Source organism: Leptothoe sp. EHU-05/26/07-4, assembly GCF_043421015.1.
Classification (GTDB): domain Bacteria; phylum Cyanobacteriota; class Cyanobacteriia; order Phormidesmidales; family Phormidesmidaceae; genus Leptothoe; species Leptothoe turfae.
The window spans coordinates 59960-77387 of sequence record NZ_JAXSQV010000003.1 but is presented as its reverse complement, the minus strand read 5'-3'; the positions used below and the strand labels follow the sequence as shown (position 1 = coordinate 77387).

General features: G+C 43.3%; 19 protein-coding genes. 8 read left to right on the top strand and 11 right to left on the bottom strand.

Features of this window, described 5'->3' with window-relative positions:
* The first annotated feature begins 208 nt into the window (after window positions 1-208).
* Together U2F10_RS08210 and U2F10_RS08205 are read left to right on the top strand one after the other, a co-directional pair.
* Window positions 209-703, top strand: a complete 495-nt coding sequence (locus U2F10_RS08210; RefSeq protein WP_163702934.1) for a tetratricopeptide repeat protein — start codon at window positions 209-211, stop codon at window positions 701-703.
* A 205-nt stretch (window positions 704-908) separates the two neighbouring features.
* Window positions 909-1349, top strand: a complete 441-nt coding sequence (locus tag U2F10_RS08205) for a hypothetical protein (protein ID WP_163702933.1) — start codon at window positions 909-911, stop codon at window positions 1347-1349.
* Between the two features lie 76 nt (window positions 1350-1425).
* Here the strand turns inward: U2F10_RS08205 and U2F10_RS08200 are convergent, their stop codons facing one another.
* Window positions 1426-2208, bottom strand: a complete 783-nt coding sequence (locus tag U2F10_RS08200) for an SAM-dependent methyltransferase (protein WP_250566008.1) — start codon at window positions 2206-2208, stop codon at window positions 1426-1428.
* Between the two features lie 800 nt (window positions 2209-3008).
* Between U2F10_RS08200 and U2F10_RS08195 the strand changes: the two genes are divergently transcribed.
* The gene (locus U2F10_RS08195; RefSeq protein ID WP_163700337.1) at window positions 3009-3308 is read left to right on the top strand and encodes a 2Fe-2S iron-sulfur cluster-binding protein; all 300 of its coding nucleotides are present in this window, start codon (window positions 3009-3011) and stop codon (window positions 3306-3308) included.
* A gap of 194 nt (window positions 3309-3502) precedes the next feature.
* Here the strand turns inward: U2F10_RS08195 and U2F10_RS08190 are convergent, their stop codons facing one another.
* Window positions 3503-4174, bottom strand: a complete 672-nt coding sequence (locus U2F10_RS08190) for a tetratricopeptide repeat protein (protein ID WP_163700334.1) — start codon at window positions 4172-4174, stop codon at window positions 3503-3505.
* 429 nt (window positions 4175-4603) lie between these two features.
* Between U2F10_RS08190 and U2F10_RS08185 the strand changes: the two genes are divergently transcribed.
* Window positions 4604-5443: a YwiC-like family protein gene (locus U2F10_RS08185; RefSeq protein ID WP_499058792.1), complete on the top strand. Its 840-nt coding sequence runs from the start codon at window positions 4604-4606 to the stop codon at window positions 5441-5443.
* A 19-nt stretch (window positions 5444-5462) separates the two neighbouring features.
* Here the strand turns inward: U2F10_RS08185 and U2F10_RS08180 are convergent, their stop codons facing one another.
* The 8 genes from U2F10_RS08180 to U2F10_RS08145 all read right to left on the bottom strand — a co-directional run bounded on the left by U2F10_RS08180 (window position 5463) and on the right by U2F10_RS08145 (window position 12957).
* Window positions 5463-6416, bottom strand: coding sequence for an FAD-dependent oxidoreductase (locus tag U2F10_RS08180; RefSeq protein ID WP_163700331.1), 954 nt, complete (start codon window positions 6414-6416; stop codon window positions 5463-5465).
* 149 nt (window positions 6417-6565) lie between these two features.
* A complete protein-coding gene (locus U2F10_RS08175) occupies window positions 6566-6925 on the bottom strand; it encodes a 2Fe-2S iron-sulfur cluster-binding protein (RefSeq protein ID WP_431732003.1) in 360 nt (119 codons plus the stop codon).
* Between the two features lie 69 nt (window positions 6926-6994).
* Window positions 6995-8068, bottom strand: a complete 1074-nt coding sequence (locus tag U2F10_RS08170; protein ID WP_163660202.1) for a chlorophyll a/b binding light-harvesting protein — start codon at window positions 8066-8068, stop codon at window positions 6995-6997.
* Between the two features lie 123 nt (window positions 8069-8191).
* Window positions 8192-8449 carry a hypothetical protein gene (locus U2F10_RS08165; protein ID WP_250564790.1) on the bottom strand — a complete coding sequence of 86 codons (258 nt, stop codon included), beginning with the start codon at window positions 8447-8449 and terminating at the stop codon, window positions 8192-8194.
* Between the two features lie 210 nt (window positions 8450-8659).
* On the bottom strand, window positions 8660-9169 hold the full coding sequence (gene fldA / locus U2F10_RS08160) for a flavodoxin FldA (RefSeq protein WP_163660204.1): 510 nt from the start codon (window positions 9167-9169) through the stop codon (window positions 8660-8662).
* A 280-nt stretch (window positions 9170-9449) separates the two neighbouring features.
* Window positions 9450-10898, bottom strand: a complete 1449-nt coding sequence (locus tag U2F10_RS08155) for a chlorophyll a/b binding light-harvesting protein (RefSeq protein ID WP_499871669.1) — start codon at window positions 10896-10898, stop codon at window positions 9450-9452.
* A 136-nt stretch (window positions 10899-11034) separates the two neighbouring features.
* Window positions 11035-12099 carry a chlorophyll a/b binding light-harvesting protein gene (locus tag U2F10_RS08150; RefSeq protein ID WP_163660208.1) on the bottom strand — a complete coding sequence of 355 codons (1065 nt, stop codon included), beginning with the start codon at window positions 12097-12099 and terminating at the stop codon, window positions 11035-11037.
* Window positions 12100-12231: 132 nt separating this feature from the next.
* Window positions 12232-12957 carry a phycobilisome rod-core linker polypeptide gene (locus U2F10_RS08145; protein ID WP_163660210.1) on the bottom strand — a complete coding sequence of 242 codons (726 nt, stop codon included), beginning with the start codon at window positions 12955-12957 and terminating at the stop codon, window positions 12232-12234.
* A 714-nt stretch (window positions 12958-13671) separates the two neighbouring features.
* On the opposite strand from U2F10_RS08145, the gene U2F10_RS08140 reads away from it, so the two are divergent.
* On the top strand, window positions 13672-14124 hold the full coding sequence (locus U2F10_RS08140) for a Tery_1686 family protein (protein ID WP_489670947.1): 453 nt from the start codon (window positions 13672-13674) through the stop codon (window positions 14122-14124).
* Window positions 14125-14670: 546 nt separating this feature from the next.
* Here U2F10_RS08140 and U2F10_RS08135 read toward each other — a convergent pair.
* Window positions 14671-14859, bottom strand: a complete 189-nt coding sequence (locus tag U2F10_RS08135; protein ID WP_163660212.1) for a hypothetical protein — start codon at window positions 14857-14859, stop codon at window positions 14671-14673.
* A gap of 464 nt (window positions 14860-15323) precedes the next feature.
* Between U2F10_RS08135 and U2F10_RS08130 the strand changes: the two genes are divergently transcribed.
* From U2F10_RS08130 to grrM, 3 genes are all read left to right on the top strand, one after another.
* On the top strand, window positions 15324-15695 hold the full coding sequence (locus U2F10_RS08130; protein WP_499871668.1) for a hypothetical protein: 372 nt from the start codon (window positions 15324-15326) through the stop codon (window positions 15693-15695).
* Window positions 15696-15774: 79 nt separating this feature from the next.
* Complete coding sequence (locus U2F10_RS08125; protein ID WP_499871667.1) at window positions 15775-16134, top strand: hypothetical protein; 360 nt, start codon at window positions 15775-15777, stop codon at window positions 16132-16134.
* A gap of 102 nt (window positions 16135-16236) precedes the next feature.
* On the top strand, window positions 16237-17424 hold the full coding sequence (gene grrM, locus U2F10_RS08120; RefSeq protein WP_499871666.1) for a cyclophane-forming radical SAM/SPASM peptide maturase GrrM/OscB: 1188 nt from the start codon (window positions 16237-16239) through the stop codon (window positions 17422-17424).
* Window positions 17425-17428: the final 4 nt, after the last annotated feature.

Genomic DNA, 17428 nt, shown 5'->3' with positions numbered 1-17428 from the left:
ACGGATATGTGAACCGACAAGTCCCTCAGGTTTGCTTAATCGTCTGCTGAGCAAACTAAATACAGTTGCTTCCCGTGGCGCAGGCATTATCAGTCACGCTCCTAAATTCATAAAATCACCTACAAATTGCCGTAGATCCTTATTGACAATTTTTCTTATTTAGGTGATGCTAAGGTCATATGTCTGAGCATGTATGAATGCGGGAGGCATGCAAGTAATGGTGGGTCGAGAGATTGAATCGTTAGTCACGATAGTTATCACTCTTTTTCTCTGTTTAATAGTTAACGTATCCCCTGCTGTTGCCAGTGTTACTGATGCCACAGTATGGAATAATTTAGGGCAACAGCTTTTTAGCCAAAAGCGTTATCCAGATGCTTTGTTAGCGTACAATCATGCTTTATTAATTGAACCAGAGTATTCTCTTGTTTTGGCAAATCGCTGTGGTGTTCTCAGTCAACTGCAAGAATTTCATCAAGCCTTAGTATCCTGTGATTTAGCCCTTGAAATCAATAGTCAATGGGGCGCACAAGGCTCCGCTCTCGGTTGGGATAACCGAGGGGATGCCCTTTTCAACCTGGAAAGGTATCAAGATGCTCTACATTCATTTGAACAAGCCTTGATGCATAATCCTGGCTATCAGAACGCACGACGAAATCGTCAGATTGTATTGAGCCGACTAGAGCAAATCGGTGAAAAGCCGTAAAGATTACATATTTCTGGAGAGCATTAGTTTATGTGGGATCCTCCTGCCATAATTGACATAAATCTGTTGTTAATTCTGTCCCCAATTACTGTTGCGATCGCTTGGAGCATACTAATTTCTAAAATTCTCAATCTATAATTTTCTTCACAGTTATTAACATCCTCGAAAACAATTCTTGAAGTCACACAATCCATGACTCTGAACAATGAATCACTTTATTGATGTTGCCGTTGCTTTTTTAGGTGGCACTATTATCTCGGTCAAAGGTGGCTACCGTGTATTACAACATCCCAAGAAGGGGCATATTTTTAATCGGCTAGCTGATGCTCGTTGGTTTTTAGCTGTTCATTGGTGTGATCAATTTCCAACACCAGCGGGGATCTTAACCCATGATGGACAAGTTACCTTTCAAAATCATGCGGCTTTGGCCTATGGAGACACCGTGTTTTTACCCATAAAGTCCAGGAAAGCCATCTTCAATCACTGTTTAACGTTGACACCTGGAGAAGTCGTAACTTATACAATTGAGGACTCTTCTCAGACTGATAAACATGAGGTAGAAATCATGGGACTAGATATTGATCCCCGGTATGGAAGAGTTGCCCTAGTAAAAACAAAACAGTCAGGTTCCTCGGCATCGTTTTAGAGTCTTAGTTGAAATATAATCTACGGCACTAACCAACAGCAGACAACGTGGGCATAAACGTGAGACTAGACATGGTTTATCTCTCCTTTCTGGCACAAAGCACAACATAACCTAAGTTGCTGCCATGACGGATAAACGTTTCTCGCATAGAGAGAATGCGCTGACGGAGAACCGGACGGGTGAGCATATTCCAACCCATGGTTAGTAGAGTCGGTACGCCTTCCTCTTTAGCAATACAGAGAGGGTTAAGCAGTGCCATAGGACCACTGTTGGACTGCTCTACAGTGAGTCCTGCGGTTTGACAAACATCCATCCATCCCTGCATGGACAACGGGGCGGCATTCACCCGAATAGTGGTGGACAGGTCTCGATGAATAGCCTCAATATTAGAATCACTCGCCCGCGATTCGTGACTAAGAAATTGACCATTAGGTTTGAGGCGATCGCAAATGCCAGACAAAATTTTAACCTTACCTGCGGCAGACTGCATGGTCAAAATTGCTTCTGCTAGCACATAGTCAAACTGTTCTGTAATTTCCTCTAAATGGAAAATATCTCCCTTAATAACACTGACCTGGTCAGTTAAGCCAGCAGCAGCAATATTGGCTTGGGCACGAGCCACACTGTCAGAATTTTTCTCGATGCCCACCACACGTACTCCGTAGCACTGCGCCAAGGAAATTGCACTGTAACCAAAGCTTGCCGCCAATTCTAGAACAGTTTCACCAGGCTGAAAGTCAGCCCAGGCAAAAAGCTGTTCAGTCGCTCTATATCCTCCTGGGCGAAGAGCCTGTTTACCGGCAGTTGCTAACACTTGATGGGCTGGGGCAGTTTTCAGATCTATCTGAGCCATATTCATTAGCGCAAGACAATACCCTGAATATGCCAAAGAACTCCATCTTATTCTATGAGGTAGCTCATACACGGAGCATCCACTTAATCCAGGAAAGCTCGGCTCGACAGGGAGTTAGGACGAAGGAGTCAGGGGCTCACTACCTTTCGACAAAAAAAAATTGTGGTTGAAATAAAAAATATTTCAACCACAAAATAACCGAGTGAACACCGCAATAGCCAAATTCTGAAAAAATCCAAAAGTCTCATTGAGCAGAACCCACAGAAAGCCCTTTGGCTGCCAATAGCAACTAGAATTCAACTATTCCAGGTGAAAATAATTATACAGTTAATATTGAGAATCAGTCCTATATACTTAGGCTACCGGTATCATATTCAGTTATGGGTTAACCAACAGGAAAGCCCTAGCTGCGGGAATATTCAACAACGAAATGCTGGTCTACTTTATGGTTTTGTTTAACAAGCTCTACACTGGTCATTAGTGGCATTTCCTGACGACACCGTAAACACATCCAGTAGAGACCTGCTGCACGAACATGGCGCAGCAAATTCCCAGAACAGCAAGGACAGGCAACCATATGTTTCACCTTTATTAATAGGATTTATTCTCAATAATAGCGTATATTCATGAAAGTGACTTACCCTTAGAGAGTTGAGAATTACTCGCCAATAGATGTAGGTGTAATCTACAAATCAGCATCCTGAATAGCTACAGCGAAATCATTAGTAATTTTTAATTTATGAGTTGATTATTGAGAAAATATTGCAATAATACGAGAGGAATATTTTGTTCTTTAAATAACGTACATGCAGACTTACAAAGTGAATCTTGTCAATGAAAAGTACGGCATCAATGCAATCATTGAGGTGCCTGAAGATGAGTACATTCTTGATGTTGCTGAAGAGGAAGGAGTTGATTTACCTTTTTCGTGTCGTGCTGGAGCCTGTTCATCCTGTGCTGGCAAAATTTTAGAAGGAGACGTTGACCAATCAGATCAGTCATTTTTAGATGACGATCAGCTATCTGCTGGCTATGCTTTACTTTGTGTCACCTATCCAATGTCTGATTGCAAAATTGAAACGAATTCGGAAGATGAATTGTACTAGTGATTTCAACGCCTAAGTATAGAGGCAATAGGATTAATATGCCGATAAAACAATTGTTTCTATACTCACATACAGGTATCGCTCTAATTGATTTATGCCGTTGCTGATTCAGGAGATAAATCGATGTAGTAAGATTTCCCTAAATCAGAATTTTTTAAATACCTTTTCCTGAGAATCAGCAACGCCAACTTCAGCTACTCTGAAGAAGTATTCTCATCATTTGAGTCCTCATCTTCGCCCTCACGGGCTTCTAGGGCAGCTTCTGCTAGGGCTAAATTTTCTTGAGCGGCTTGGAAATCAGGCTCAATTTCCAAGGCACGACCATAGGCAACAATGGCGTCTTCATATCGCTCTAATTCAAAAAGTACTGTGCCTAAGTTGTTGTGAGCCTGAGCGTAGTTAGGGTTAAGCTCTATCGCTTTTGCATAGGCTGCTACTGCCTGTTCTGCAGGCAGTAGATTACCCAGGTTTACATAGACCTCAGGCAAGTCTGGATCGATCTCAATGGCTTGCTCGTAGGCCTCAATGGCTTCTTCATAGTTCTCCTGAAATGCCAATACAGTGCCAAGATTATTATAGGTATCTGCACTATCTCCATTGATTTCTAACGCTTGCCGATAGGCATCTACAGCTTCTGCTGGCCGCCCTAATTGATACAGTGTAGCCCCCAAATTGTTATAGGCATCAGCATTTTGAGGGTCAATCTCAATCATCTGCTGCCAGGCCGCTGCCGCCGCTTCATATTCTCCGGAGCGATAAGCTTCTAAACCTTGCTGTGCCACCTCTTCAAGGGATTGGGCCAAGGCTGGCAGCGGATTTAAGAGTAGAGAGAATAAAAACAGTGGAAGGCATTTACGTAGGAGCATAAATGGATAGTCCGCTAGCTACCCTAGTAAGCATAGCAACTATTGACACTAGTTCTCAAATTTAAACCTGCTGGCCAAGGCATCTTGAATTATCCATAAATCTCAAAGCTCTCTATTTCTGAACCTAAAGAATTGTGATTATTGTTTCAAGTCGTGAGAAATATAGTTAGCTTTTTGCCATTCCATAGTATATCCTTAATAGGAAGAATTCTCATGTAAGTAGATCTGGCATATCTCAAAGTGCAAAGCCTGGATATTAATGTTTGATTGAGTTTTTTCTACAGCAAAATACTGCTGCTAAGCATGGAACAAGTTTATGTGGCAGGTGATTTAAGGGATGAATGGCCCTGGCACAATTGCTTGACATCAGAGGATTTCTCAGCTTAAGCCTTCCAAAAATTAGCAACGCCAATTTTATTACTTTCTTCAATGATGACCAGTTCTCAAGTAGCAACTTTTTCGATCTCCACATCTCGCGCAGGAAGTACTAAACCTATTTATTGGCCCACATTTTCTCCTGAGCATGGAGTGTTGTTGGTATTGGCTGGAGCTTTACTAACCGGTGCTTCTCTTGCTCAAACATGGACATGGGAAACTAGCCTGGCTTGTCTGGGTGCTTTTTTAGGATTACAGGCCGAACATCCCTTAGTTGTACAAATTAAGCAACGACGAAGTTGGAAACCGCGATATTTATTGTGGGCCGGTATCTATGGCGGGATTGCGATCGCAATTGCCGCCTACCTTACTTATCGTCATCCAGTGTTGTTATGGATCTGTAGTGGGGGTGTCATCGCCATGGGGTTCGACATGGTCGCTGTGCTACGGCGACGACAAAAGAGTATCGATACTGAGATGCTGATGTTTGGAGCCATATGTATGGCCACGCTGTTTATCTATGGCACCAATACAGGCACCATTACCCTTCAGGCCATAGGACTATGGGTACTCAATACTCTCTTTTTTGCCAGTGCGGTTTTTACTATAAAGCTACGCAAAGTAAAAACCAGTTCTCTGACCGGTAGTTTGGTGTATCACAGCATTGCGATCGCAATAGCTGCAACACTTTACTTATTAGGCTGGTTATCTTTATTTACAGCTCTTACCCTGGCAGTCGCGTTACTCAAGCTCGCCGTTGTTGTTTTACTACGAGACTGGTATTGCAACTGTCGGTTTGAATATATCGCCCGGTTCGAAACCTACTTTGCCCTTACCTATACGGCCTTAGCGTGTTTAACAGTGTTGCCAGAGTATTTACCTGCACCAACCTGAGGGATTTATTTTAGCTTGACTATGTGTGATCCCAGTCGGGCTTAATAGACTTACGACGGTTGAGAAAGCGATCAATAGACATTGCCGCCACACAGCCATCTCCTGCTGCTACAACAGCTTGCTTAAAAGGCGTATTTCGAATGTCACCAATGGCCCACACACCGTCTACGGAAGTGTTCATCATCTCATCTACTTTTACCCCGCCGTCCGGATTAAGGGCAATCTGACCATGAATAAAATCTGTGATCGGTTTGGAGCCACTCTGATAGATAAAAACACCCTCTACAGGTAGTTCAATAGGAGATTGATCCAGTGGTTTAATGTTTATACCGTTAACCCCCATGATGTCACCCTGCACATTCAGTAAACGAGCACGATTCCAAGGTTTGACATTGCCCATCTGCAACAGTTGCTGACTATGCACATCATCCGGCTTAGGCACTTTAGGCGTAATCCAATGAACGGTAGACGCAAATTTAGTCAGTACTTGAGCTTCTTCTAGTGCCTCCAGGTTAGAGCCCACAACAGCGACTTCACGATCCCGATAAAAGGCCCCATCACACGTAGCACAATAGCTGACACCTCGGCCTAAAAATTCAGCCTCACCAGGAAATGAAGCTTTTCGCCCCATAGCCCCTGCTGCCAATACTAAAGCTCGCCCTACAAAAGTTCCTTCGGGAGTATAAGCTTTTTTTAGTGGTCCCTCAACATCAATACTAAAGACCTGAGATCGCTGATAACCAGCGCCATAGGCAACAGCCTGATCGCGCATCATATCCAGTAAAGCACCACCACTGATATCACCAGCTACACCAGGATAATTGGCGATTTTATGGGTAATGGCCAAGGCTCCTACAGCTGGATTTTTATCCAAAATAATAGTCTTTAAGTCAGCGCGAGCTGTGTAGAGTGCGCAAGCGCATCCTGCTGGACCGCCACCAATAATAACAACATCAAACTCATGGGTTTCCACAATACCAGTCCCTCAGAAATATTTGAAAGTAGAACAGTACTCCAACAACTGTTAAGCTACCACCCCACCTGGTTCTAGACCTGTATCTGCGTCAATAGCATTTTATGTATTGGCGTAAGGAAGAGAAATCGACATATAGTGGGAAGGCCTTAACTACCTATAGCTATAAATGGATAGTTCTGCTCTAAAACACCGCCCTCCCAATCAATAGCAATTGTACAGTCGGAGAGCGCATAAGCACGACACAACAATACACCCCCCTCAGCAATTTGAGCGTCGTCTAAAAGTGATTGCTCTGTCTGATCAAGATCACCGATCAAAAGTTTACCAACACAAGCATCACACATGCCTGTCCGACAGGGCAAAGGAAGGTTCAAACCCATTTCCTTTGCCGCATCTAATATGGAGTGATCTTCCGAAGCCTTCAATGTGGTCTTTTGACCCAAGCGGTCATTTTGTAGAGTAACGTTATACCAATGCATTAACTTAAAACCATATCTAAATGTCAAAAAAAACTCATCTCCACCAGGTAGAGATGAGTCGGCATGGATTTAGAGGAATCCATAGTTGAGAAACCGCTAGGCAACGCTGTTCAATCCTATGGCCAAGGCGACGACCAATATGGTAGCAAAACCAGCCATGGCTGCTTCATAGTAAGAAGACTCACTGAAGCGGCCACTTCTCTTCTGACCAAGCAGATTATGCCACACATGGCCACCCAGAAAGACCACGGCCAAAACGGCTTGCAAGACCACTGTTTCTAATCGATTATCTCCAAAAATCTCAATGGGATAAACCAGCTCATTGAAGACAAAGAAGATAGAAATCAATGCCATCAGGCCAACACCAGCAAGACTGTAGGACAAAATGACATGGCCATCATAAATAAACTTTTCTCGGAACCAACCAAATGGGGCACGCACCGTATGCCAAATGCCTCCAGAGATACAAATGACAGAGATCCAAAGATGACCTCCTACTAAATCTGGAAGGTTATCCACCGCTGCCATCCCCATGGGATCCCAACCATGGCGAGTGAATCCGAAAAGATAACCCAATATAACAGCTGGATTGGTGGTGGCATTCTCAACAAGATGAACAGAGCCTGCTAGAGGATCGTAAATACCACCAAAACGAGTAGCTTTAAGAACAAATAATGATGCGGCAAATCCTAAGATAATTAAATGTTGCCCTAGGATAAAGCTTAGGGTTTCCGGATTACTCCACAATCCTTCTTCCTTGGCCATAATCCTGTCATCGCCCACTGCATAGTTAGTAGATTGCTTGTTAAACACATGGAACAAACCACCCGCAGCTAAAACAGCTGATGATGCTAAGTGGAGGATTGCGATCGCAAACCAAGCCTCTATATTATCCGTGCCCCAACCCAAATTAACCAGACGGGGCAATAACAATAGCCCTTGATCTGCCAGGGGCACATCAGCAACGTAGCGAGAAATTTCCAACAGGGTAAATGAACCTGCCCAGAACATAATCAAACCAGCATGGGCTAAATGTGCACCCAGCAATAGCTCAGTTCGATTAATTAAACGGGCATTACCCTGTAGCCACGAGAAATCTCTAAGCTGAGATAAACTACTAGAGCCATCGACTCGATTAACAGCTACATCTAATGTTGGTTGAGATTGCATTATTTAAGCCCCTATCTAAAAAACTTGCACATTAATGACGTTGGGAGATATGGGGGGAACGATTAAAAAGTTTTGCCGCTTGCTAGACTCTTTGCACCTTAACCTCCACGCCTAACCTTAAAACTATCGCTTAACTAACTCTTTAATATGCTGATAGGTCGGCGCAGATTGAGAACAGAGTTTTCCACACCTGGGAGAGCTAGAAACATAATCAACACAATCGATAGCTTCTTCAGTCAAAGCAGACACGGGATGGACAGTACATTTCAGTCGGTAATCTCCCGTAAAATAAGCACACCGACTGCAAGGAATCTGATGTAATCGTCTAACATAGTTAGCACCCTGTTTCAAGGTATGAAGCATCCGCCAGATGCAAAACATTAAACCAGCGCCGATTCCAATAATCACTCCCACACGGCCTACTGCATGTAGAACCAGGGCGATAACATTCATGAAACTAAAAAAGAGAGAAAACGCAGAGTCAGAGAGAGAGTCAGTCAATAGTCAAGCATTTATGCTAATAAAAACCGATGCATCAGACTATTGACTGAATTAGGAAAAGCTATCTACAGAGAGGAGTAATAAGATAGCTTAGAGCGACATTTCTTGTTTAATTTGAGCAGTCCAAGTCTTGATACGACTCTCAGTCTTGTCAGACTCATTGTCATCATCAAGAGCTAAGCCACAAAACTTGTTGCCATCACGAATTGCCATGGAAGCCTCATGGTCATAACCGTCTGCAGACCAATAGCCGACAGTTTTACCACCTAGACTAGCGATTTTCTCCTCTAGCTGCCCCATGGCATCCATAAAATTGTCTGCATAGCCAATTTGATCACCTGTCCCCATGTAGGCAACAGTTTTGCCACTGAAATCAACGTCATCTAGATCGTCGAATACAGCAGCCCAATCATCTTGCAATTCACCAATATTCCAGGTCGGGCACGCAATGATCAAACACTCATATTCAGCTAGAGCACTTGCGTCCTCAATTTCAATAAGATCCACTACTGAATCACCACCCAATGCTGCTTGAACCTGCTCAGCAGCATCAGCGGTCTTACCTGTAGTAGACCCATAAAACAAACCTACTTTGGCCATAACGACTCCCTTAATCAAGTCAAAAGAAAGTGGAGACTATAATGCGACGGAACTATAGTCTCCTTGGCGAATTCCCGTCCAATTGATAATCAAAGTCAATTAGACTTGTCTCTAGATGAGTATACATGGAATTCATTTATTGAGAATAATTCTTTTAAAAGAAGTTGGAAAAAGTGTGGAAGCATAGCGCTAATTGCCAAGAGAAGCCCATATACCTGCGTTGTCTCATGGCCTTTAACCCGTAGGAAAGGCTTACGGGTTAAAGACCGTTGGGATATATCTACAAAGTCATTAGCAGATCACCGTTACTAACAAGCAGATAGGCAAATAGAGCCCCTCCAGCACCACCCACTAAAAAGCTAGTAGCAAACTGGCTCCAGCCATCAGCAGACTTAAGGTTTTCAGGAAGCTCACCAGCGATCGGCTTATTCGGGACAAAGGCGGCCCTACCGTAGAGCGACAGTCCCAGGGTCAGAATCACCACTAAACCACAGGCAGAAAGCAAGCCAGCAAGATCGGCTAGATCGGTATTGCGCAGTGGCCCCAAAATGGCAAAAGGCCCAAATAGGAAATATCCATGGGCCATGCCAATTTCTAGCCCGCGGGAAAAGGGAGACAGCCCCTGGCGATAAATTGGCAAATTATTAATCCACAGCAGGCTTAAATCAGAGCTGTTGAGAGGCGTATTCATGGTGCCCACCTCTGGGTTATAGCTGAGCACAAAATCCCCTCTTCCAAAGCTATAGCCTTGAGCCTGAGCCCTGGCTCGAATAGCGTGCCATAGATGCCCGGCCAGCAATAGACCGCCAAAGGCAAAATGAAACGCTGCCAGCCAGGTGCGTACGGGAATGATGTCCGCATTCCCTAAGAAACCCAGTGGACCATAGAACACTTCTGGATACGCCGTGTCATTCACGGTGACAAAATAGCCGGCAAAAATGCCCATGTAGGCCAGTGCCCCTAGGCTGTAAGACAAATAGGCTTCGCCGTTATAAACCAAAACTTGTTTAGCCCAGCCAAAGGGGCGAGTGGCAATGTGCCAAATGCCTCCTAATACACACATTAAGCCAACCCATAGGTGGCCACCGACAATATCCTCAAGATTATCCACCGCTGCCATACCGGCTTCGCCATGGGAACCTACCAGGTAACCAAAAATTTCTCCGGCACCTAGGGTAGGGTTATTCACCACCCGCATAGCACCTAGCTCAGGGTCATATAAACCACCCCAGAACATCGCCTTGGCCACTAACAACCAGGCCCCTAACCCCAACAAGACTAGATGAATTCCAATGATGGTGGTCATCTTGCGATCGTCTTGCCAGTCATATCCAAAAAAGCCCGCAAAAGAGCGGTCTTGCTTAAGCTGATCTGGACCTAGAAATGAGTGATAGAGACCACCTGCGCCCAACACAGCTGAGGCCACCAAGTGGAACATACCAACAGCCAAAAACGGATATGAGTCAACAATTACGCCACCCTCACCAATGCCTAAACCATAGGTGGCCAGATGGGGAAGCAAAATGAGACCCTGGTCATACATGGGCAAATCTGGGCTGTAACGAGACAGCTCAAACAGGGTCATAGCCCCAGCCCAAAGGGTAATAAGCCCAGCATGCGCCACATGGGCTCCCAGAAGTTTGCCAGAAAAGTCAATGAATCGAGCGTTACCAGCCCACCAGCCCACACGCTGGGAAACTGGTCGACTACTAATTGCAGTTGCAGTCATGATTTACCTTTTAGTGTTTTTGAGTGTTGCTAATCCTCGGAACGAGTTAACCTGAACGCCCCTGATCAGCAGCATGCCTTTCAGATCGATTCATTCTTCTCAATCAGCAACAGCATTTCGTTTATTGACAGGATGCTTAGCCCTTGAGCTGACTAATAGCCATCTGTTCAGTCGGAGCAGCAACACGTCCACCGACGTTCTCAGTCACTTGACCTTGATTGAAGTTAAAACCAGCGGCTCTGAGGGCGTGCCAAAGATGTCCTTGTAGGAAAAAGAACCCTAACCAGAAATGAGCATTTGCCAACCACTCCCGTGATGAGTAGCCATCTACAGGAGAAGTACTCACAAAATAAGGAACTCGGTCAAATTCAATAGTCAACGTAGGGCCAAAAAAATCTGTAGGAAATACTAAAGAGTTAACAGAGACAAACAATGTGGCCACAAACGCCATCAGACTGAGTGCTCCCAAGCTATAGGCCAGGTATGCTTCACCTGAAAACACAAACAGCTGTTTTACCCACGCTGCAGGCTTACTGGAAATATGCCACAGACCACCTAAAATCAGCACAATACCGATATACAGGTGACCACCCACGACATCCTCAAGATTATCCACACCCGCTAGCCAAAACTTACCTGCGAACAGATAACCAAAAATTTCAGCCGGATTGGTGTTAGGTGTAACCGTATGCACGGACTGCGTTAGAGGATCGTACAGGCCACCCAACAACATGGCCTTGGCCACCAAAAGCAATGCACCACCACCAAGCAGCACCAAATGTGACCCCAAAATTTGGGTCATCTTATCGCCATCGCTCCAGTCATAGGCATAGCTACCCCCCAAAGTTTCAGGACCTTTGAGGGTGTGGAAAATCCCGCCAAATCCTAAAAAAGCAGAACTAATTAGGTGCACAGCCCCCACAACAAAGTAAGGGTGACCATCCACAATCGTGCCGCCATCTCCCAAGCCGTAACCTAGACGAGCAAGATTAGGCAGCAAAATAAAGCCTTGCTCATATAGAGGACGGGCGGTGTCTAGACGACTAACCTCAAATAGAGTAATCAATCCAGCCCAGAGCACAATCAACCCGGCATGGGCGACATGGGCACCAAGCAGTCGCCCCGATAAGTTCACCAGTCGAGCATTTCCCGCCCACCAAGGCGGTGAACCCGCTGCGCTGGTTGCAACAGACGTTGTCATAGTTATGAGTCCTGTAGTCAAAAAGTGAACCTTATTGACTTTAAATGTCAATAAGGTTCAAGTAAACTCTAGTTCATTCTCAGATTATTGAGAATATTTCCTTTTTTAAGTTTTATGTCATTCCATGGCGGCTCAAGACGAAGCCATGGGCACAAACGCAATTAGATAAAGTGCTGCAAACGTCATTAAACTAACAACAACATAGGGCAAGGGAGACGCTGGAGCCTTGGGGAATTCCCACCAACTAGGCACTAAAGGTCGTGCCACATAGTCATATCCCAACTCCATCAGCTGTTCTAAATGCCCTAAACCATAGCGAGACATTCGTGCAAACGGCAGTTCTCCAACTGCACGCTGAGGCAAAATTCTTCGACGCTGGTAGGGGACGGTATCGTCCCCAAACGTATTTAAATATTCATCACTATCTAAAAGCGCATCGATAAATCCTGTCAAACCTTTAGTAGCTAGGACAATTGACCAAGCTCTGGACTCAGCTTGACTATAAATATCTCGGCCTAACATTCGTTGCACACAAAGCTGAACGAACCGATAGTTGTTATTACAGTCATATACATAGCGACGAAAACTATCGGCAGTCACCAATCCCCGAATAAAATCACGGACGGTAATTTGACTACTCCTAAGCTGGGATTCTAAAAAACGCTGACGATTGTGGGCAATTGTCTGTTGTTCATTAAAAATCTGTCGATAAGCCGCATAGATTAACGCATCTATTTCTAGAGCGTTAGGTAGAGTATTAGTTGAGAAAATCTTAGGGCTTTCTTCATTGCCAACCCCTAAGGCAGCAACTCTAATGTTTTGAGAAGTAGGATTGTAGGCCAATACAGGGATAGTCATTAGTCAGTCTCCTAAAGTAATAGTTGTGTGTTTGATAACTATTTAATGACTCGTTGCTTAGTCAATTACATCCAAAGCTTTGCTGGCTATACGCATTCCAGTAAACACATTAGCAAGGCGTTTGCGGCAAGAAAGTTTTAATCACGCAGGAAACAACCTGGAGGTTATCTCCAGGTTGTCTGACCAGATATAAAGGCTACCTGATACAACACTAGGCTAGTCCTATAACAACATTAGATCAACAGGTTATAAACAAACTCATAAGAAAATCTCAACACAGCCATTTAAAGATTGCTCAGATACAGTAAAGACCATTAGGGAATTGCCCACACATAAAGTCCCAGGCTAGGATTGTGGATGGGTAGATGAAAAGATGAATGTGTTTGAGAAAATACTAGATAATAAGCATCTAATTAAATATCCATAGGTGTTTTCAAAAGATTCTCATTAGTGTTGAAAAATATTTTTAAGGTAGAATATTAAATACGCCTAGGCCCGAACTTTAAATACTATCTTTCATAAGATGAAATGCCATAAGATCAATAAATACAGGCATTTTAATATATCTTTTATATCTCCTATAATTCGTTTAGCTCAACCTCGCAGGAAAACATTTACAGGCTAATTACTGGGAAATAACTATCTACTTATTGATATATAATCGCAATAAGTAGATAGTTGTCAACTTTGAGTTGAATTTGATTTTTCTGTTTTATGAATGCTAGCGCTCAAGATCTGTCCATTAGTCTGACACGTAAAATTGCTAATGTTACTGTGATGTTTAGAGCTGAGTTTCCAGTAGCAGTTCCTGATCTAAGCCCATGGCTTACGGATGACATCACACAACAACAGATACAACCTTCCTCTATTGATTTGAATTTTGTATCACCACAAACATCAAACTTGCTTAATTGTCGATGTGTTTTTCTGCAGATTCTTTTTTCGGATGCTGTGTTAGAGCCTACATGTCGTTTTATTGGCATTGAAGCATCAGGACATGACTACCAGGGAAAATGCTGGACATGTTCAACGGTAACAAATTGGCAATTCGAAGGTAGACATGTTCCTGAGGATCCTAACCAGAAAAAAAGGTTTATCCATCTCTTGGAACAGATTCTCACCCTATTCAACTATCCTACGGCTTTATCTCGGTCAATCTTGGACTAGGATTCTATTCTATAGTTGCCCGCCTAACAATCATAGGTCGGAGACATCATCACCATTCACTTGCATAGTGATGATGTCTTCGATAACTGCGACGGCTTCGCTGTCGACAGCTATGAAAAATAATAATAAGTTCACATACCTAAAAATCAAGGTATTTAGAATAACTTTGCCATGGCAAAACCCCAATGAAAATTGTGCACTCCATGGATTGAATCTCAATAGATTAGGAAGGCTTGCCCCATAATGGGTAATTCTCACAACTAATGTTATCGATATGTGACTCGATCCAAAGCACTGGTAAAAATAACAGGAATAATCTTTATCCTTTCAGAACTTTGTAGTTGTTTGCATAGTTCATTGCCTGTTATTTGTGCATGCACAAATAAATTATTTCTTGTATCAGTACGACCTGCTTCACTTGTAAGCATTCCCTTCGACTTTGCTCAGGAGATGCTGGCTGGGAGTGTTGGCTTGACTTCGCTCAGCCAACGGCATATCAAGGACGGCTACCTTCACTTAGAAATTAACATTAAGTTCTTCGGCCAGCTAATTGAGTCCCTGGCTTAAAAGTTCTACATCAGGCTCATGGGCCTGATGGCTCAGCAGCTCAATCAAGCCGGTAATGAGTCGATTACTACGCTCCGGATGGTGTCTTGCGCTACATTCCCCTGGCAGCCCTTCATGACGGTCAGCAGTAGTTGAGTGCCTGTAAAACAGTGGTGGGTAGTACGGCACTGGGTAATAGCCTTCACTCCCTATAGTTTTTTACCTCTAGACCCTCTTTACATAACTCCACAAAACTGAATAAGTTCCAGCCTTCTAGATCTAAGGGGTAATACCCCCTTTGAACTGAAGCAATTTTATCCATGCATTCTTTTACGAAACTATTTAGCTTAGCGAATATCACTGCTGTAGTGATATTCGCCCCTTGGTTTCTAGGATTCCTTAAAGTAAAAACCAGCTGAATTGCAGTAGCACAAATCTTACACAGGTTCGACAAAAATTATTCTTTTGAAAAATCAGATATGGACTCTCTACCTATTGAGTCTTGGCATTAGTTATGGAATTTCTCATCCCATATTTTTAAAAATCAAGAAAAAATAAAAAAATATTTGCCAAGTCAAAATTACCTTTATTGTGAATACTTGAAATCAGATAAAGTACCCAACAAAAGCCATTGAAAAGGTCTATAAATATCCATGGATCTAATAAATCCTAGACTTAAACTATTAAGTACTTTAGCCATTTCTGGGCTGATCTTGGGAGCATTATCTATGCTGTCAATGGCTGCATTTGCAGAATCTTCACAAGTTTCTGCAAACGTAGAAATGCGGCTTCAAAGAGTTAGGAATATCTTGACAAAAAAGAGGATCCCGTTGGCTCCTGAATTCACTGTAAAGTCAGAAGCCAACGAGTCAAGTAATACAGATTTAATTATCAAGCAGGGAAATGAGTCAGATTGGTATAACTGGGGTAACTGGGATAACTGGATCAATTTTGCTGGCGACAACTGGGATAACTGGGGAAACTGGGACAATATTACTTGGGACAACATTACTAGCGATAGCTGAGACAACTCGTTAAACCACAAATAATACGAACAAAGTCTCTCAAAATAGTCAAACAATCATCAAGAATAAGGAAAAAAAGATGCATCCAAAACTCAAACTCTCAGCTATTCTGCTAGGTGCCAGCATTATTGTGGGAACATTGACAGTTCTCTCGGCAGAGGCCTTTGCAGGGTCATCGGAAACACTTGGCAATGTAGAAGAACGTCTGCACAGAGTTAGAATATCTTTGATAGAAGACCCTCAAAGTCGATCTTCAGAATCGAGTGGCATACTGGAGCAAACTGATCAGACGAACGTGGATTCCACTCCTGAACAAGAAGAGGTCGCTCAGAACTGGTATAACTGGGATAATTGGGGAAACTGGAGCAACTGGGATAATTGGGGAAACTGGAGCAACTGGGATAACTGGGGAAACTGGAGCAACTGGGATAACTGGTAACTGGAGTAATCATTTAAAACAACTTAGAAAATTAACTGAGGAGCCATTGGCGATGCAATATTTAGGCTCCCAACTTTTGATATCAACAAGGTTTTATCCACCATGCATGCTTGTTTCCCTCAAAATCCTCAAAATCCTGCAAAAGGCAGGCAGCAGTTTGGCCCCATTAAGCTAGTAGTCATTCAACCAACTACTTTTTGCAACTTAGACTGTAGCTATTGTTATTTGCCTAACAGGCAACAAAAGCACAAATTTTCGCTTGACTTGCTGGAGCCCATTTTCCGAGAGGTCTTTTCCAGTTCTTTTTTATCCGATCAATTCACAATTGTTTGGCATGCGGGTGAACCCCTCACTATGCCAATCAGCTTTTATGAAGCAGCAATTGGTAAGATCCAGGAGCTATCAGATCAGTACAACCATAGAGCCTGTAGATACTCTCATTCTTTACAAACGAATGCGACCTTGATTAATCATGCATGGTGTAGCCTCATTAAAAAATACAAAATAAAAGTTGGCGTCAGCTTAGATGGCCCTGCGTTTATCCATGATGTTCATCGCGTCACTCGGAAAGGATTAGGAACTCACGCTGCCACGATGAGAGGTATCGAGCAGCTGAAAAAGAATCATATTGATTTTTCGGTGATATCAGTCTTGACTGAACAATCTTTAAGCTACCCGGATGAACTCTACCATTTCTTTCTAAGCAACGGTATCTACCGTGTCGGTTTTAATGTCGAAGAGATTGAGGGTAATCACCAAGATTCTTCTTTGAATACACAAGACGCTGATGATAAATATTTCAGCTTTATGAAAAGATTTTACTCGCTGACATCTCAGCCAGGTAACAGGCTGAAAGTTAGAGAGTTTGATCGCCTTAGGAGAGCGATATGTAATCCTACTAAACAAGCAACCCAAGCAACCCCCCTGTCAATACTTAGCTTTGATTATGCTGGGAATTTTATGACATTCTCCCCAGAGCTTCTATCGCTTGATAGTGTTGACTACGGAAAATTTATTTTGGGAAATATTAGGTCAGAGTCTTTGAACACAATTGCTGACAACCCAAAATTTCAACAAATTAACCATGACATTCAATCGGGAGTCCATCGTTGTCGGCAGCAGTGTGAGTATTTTTCGTTATGTGGAGGGGGAGCACCTGCGAATAAATATTTTGAGAATGGCTCCTTTAATTCCACAGAGACAATGTATTGTCGCTACACGCAGAAAATATTGACTGATATTTTACTCACGGACATTGAGAAACAGATGGGGATACGCGGGGCTGCCTAACGTA